This window comes from Mesorhizobium sp. M4A.F.Ca.ET.090.04.2.1 (genome assembly GCF_003999085.1).
Classification (GTDB): Bacteria; Pseudomonadota; Alphaproteobacteria; order Rhizobiales; family Rhizobiaceae; genus Mesorhizobium.
Genome location: NZ_RZOT01000745.1, coordinates 1 through 2,065 on the forward strand (window position 1 = coordinate 1; position 2,065 = coordinate 2,065).

Here is a 2,065-nt window from a genome sequence, read left to right on the forward strand (position 1 = left end):
ATGTCGTCCAGGCGACGCCGGGCCAGGATACGCGCGCCCGGCACCTACCGCTTTTCGGTCTCTGTGCCGCCCGGCTGGCGCGCCAGCAGCGGGAACGAGGACCAGTCGATACGCTTGCTGGCCGCGCCCGGCTCTGTCGCTGGCCTCGTCGGGGAGGACTTGCCGAAACCGGTCGGCCTCGCGCCGGTTCGCGTCCTGAGCGGCAGGATGCCCGCCGCGACGGAGGCGACGCTGTCGGTGATGGGCAAGGGCCAGATCCTCGACAGCCGGACGCTGGCGCGGGCGCCGCCTTCCGCTTTCCTCTCGCCGCAGGGGCCGACACGGTGGCGATCTCCGGCGGCGGCCTCGAGCGGCAGCTCGCGTTGTCGGCCTATCCGACCGATCTTGGCCTGCTGACGCCCGCCGTCATCGTGGCCGATGCGGCGCTGAGCGTCATCGGCTTCGACGACGTCACCACGCGCGGCCTGCGCAAGCTTCCGACGGGCCATGCCGGGCTCTCCTGGCGCAATCTCAACGCCATGGCGGGCGACCACACCAAGAACAGCGAGGGCTACGTCAACGGCAATGTCTCGGGCGATCACATCGCCTATACGAGCAGCGGCCATGCGGCCGAATTCGGCCGGCACCAGCCTTTCGGGCTGCATTCGATGATGCTGACCGCGGCCTGGCTGGCCTCGGAGGGAGAGACCGCGCTGATCGAGAGCTGGCTGGGGGAGGTGCCGGTCGCGCGCGATGAGATCACGCTGTCGGCGCTGGCGCCGTGCCACTATGCGCCGATGCTGAAGGCCGTCACGCGTGTTCGCCTGTCGACGAAGCACCATTGGCAGCTTGTGGTGGATGACCTGGTGCTGGTGCTCTAGGAGCAATTCCAGGAAAAGTGCGTAGCGGTTTTCCGTCCGGAATTGCGTCAAAACAATACTAGGAGCAATTCCAGGAAAAGTGCGTAGCGGTTTTCCGTCCGGAATTGCGTCAAAACAAATACTAGGAGCAATTCCGGGAAAAGTGCGTAGCGGTTTTCCGTCCGGAATTGCGTCAAAACAATACTAGAGCGGTTAAGCGATTCCATGAAACGCTGAACCGCTCCAGGAGAGCCGGCGAGGGATCAGATCAGGTTGTTCGAGCCCGCGCCGTTGGCGGTGATCGCCGAAAGCCTGTCCTTCTTCACCAGAACCGGCTTCTCATAGGTTTTCTTCATTTCAGGGGCTCCGATACAATGTCAAATCCGGCCAACGCCATGATGCTCAAGGCGCCAGCCGGGCTGAAATCACCGCGGGAGGGGAGTGGATCCGCCGTTGCGCGCCGTCACCGCCGAAAGCCTGTCCTTCTTGAGCAGGGCCAGCCTCTCGTAGGTCTTCTTCATATCCAACTCTCCATTAATCCACGAAGGATGATGTCAGACCCTCGTCTCCTGTCAACCATGACGGCTGATGTACACTGCGTGCATCCGGATAGTCACATCCCTGGCGCGAAGGTCTGCCGGATAAGCGCACTGCTTTGCCGAGGGGATCACGGATTTATTCCCGCGCGTGTGATTTCCGACACTTAGCCAGCGCGGGAAGCTGGGCTAGGATACCGATATGAGAAGAAGGGTGGGGGCATCCTATGAACAGAACGATCGACAGGCTGCTCTCGCTCCTCCTACTGGCGGCGGCCATCGCCTGCGTGATGCATGCCTGGCCGTTTCTGGCCACCGGAGCCGAGAGCCTCGCTCATCCGCTGGCCGATTCCGCCTCGATGCGGCTGACCGGCTTCCTGGTGGCGGCGCTCGCTCTGGTGGTCGGCGCGTTGCTGTTCCTTGCCGGTCTTTTGCCGGGACGGCCGGCGCATCAGGCCGGAGCGCCGCTGTTCGGCCGCGCGGCGGAGGTGCGGGATCTGGGCCGGCCGCATCTCAGGCGCGTCTTCCAGGTCCTGCCGGCGGTCACTGTGCTGGCGCTGCTCGCCGACCAGCCTTGGCGGGGCGGCGAGGTGGCGAACGAACCGAAGGGCGGACAGGATGTCGCCAGCGCTCCGCCGGCCCTCGCAACGCCGCCGGCGGAGCTGGTTCTAGCGCCGGCGCCACCGGAGC

General features: G+C 64.9%; 4 protein-coding genes and 1 pseudogene. 2 read left to right on the forward strand and 3 right to left on the reverse strand.

What is annotated here, in order from left to right:
• Positions 1 to 44: 44 nt before the first annotated feature.
• The gene (locus EN781_RS35600; protein ID WP_245492700.1) at positions 45 to 248 is read right to left on the reverse strand and encodes a hypothetical protein; all 204 of its coding nucleotides are present in this window, start codon (positions 246 to 248) and stop codon (positions 45 to 47) included.
• Between the two features lie 75 nt (positions 249 to 323).
• Here EN781_RS35600 and EN781_RS35605 point away from each other — a divergent pair, with 75 nt between their 5' ends.
• On the forward strand, positions 324 to 860 hold the full coding sequence (locus EN781_RS35605) for a hypothetical protein (RefSeq protein WP_245455500.1): 537 nt from the start codon (positions 324 to 326) through the stop codon (positions 858 to 860).
• A 242-nt stretch (positions 861 to 1,102) separates the two neighbouring features.
• Here EN781_RS35605 and EN781_RS31270 read toward each other — a convergent pair whose 3' ends face one another.
• Both EN781_RS31270 and EN781_RS31275 read right to left on the reverse strand, forming a co-directional pair.
• Positions 1,103 to 1,195 (reverse strand): putative RiPP precursor, encoded by a 93-nt coding sequence (locus EN781_RS31270; protein WP_126055267.1) that lies wholly within the window; start codon positions 1,193 to 1,195, stop codon positions 1,103 to 1,105.
• Positions 1,196 to 1,264: 69 nt separating this feature from the next.
• Complete coding sequence (locus EN781_RS31275) at positions 1,265 to 1,360, reverse strand: putative RiPP precursor (RefSeq protein WP_126055266.1); 96 nt, start codon at positions 1,358 to 1,360, stop codon at positions 1,265 to 1,267.
• Between the two features lie 242 nt (positions 1,361 to 1,602).
• Here EN781_RS31275 and EN781_RS31280 point away from each other — a divergent pair.
• Positions 1,603 to 2,065, forward strand: a pseudogene (locus tag EN781_RS31280) (WD40 repeat domain-containing protein); the annotation flags it as partial.

Bases quoted from the DNA above. Each gene is read 5' to 3' on its own strand.
- EN781_RS31270 (WP_126055267.1), bottom strand. From the start codon at position 1,195: ATGAAGAAAACCTATGAGAAGCCGGTTCTGGTGAAGAAGGACAGGCTT.
- EN781_RS31275 (WP_126055266.1), bottom strand. From the start codon at position 1,360: ATGAAGAAGACCTACGAGAGGCTGGCCCTGCTCAAGAAGGACAGGCTT.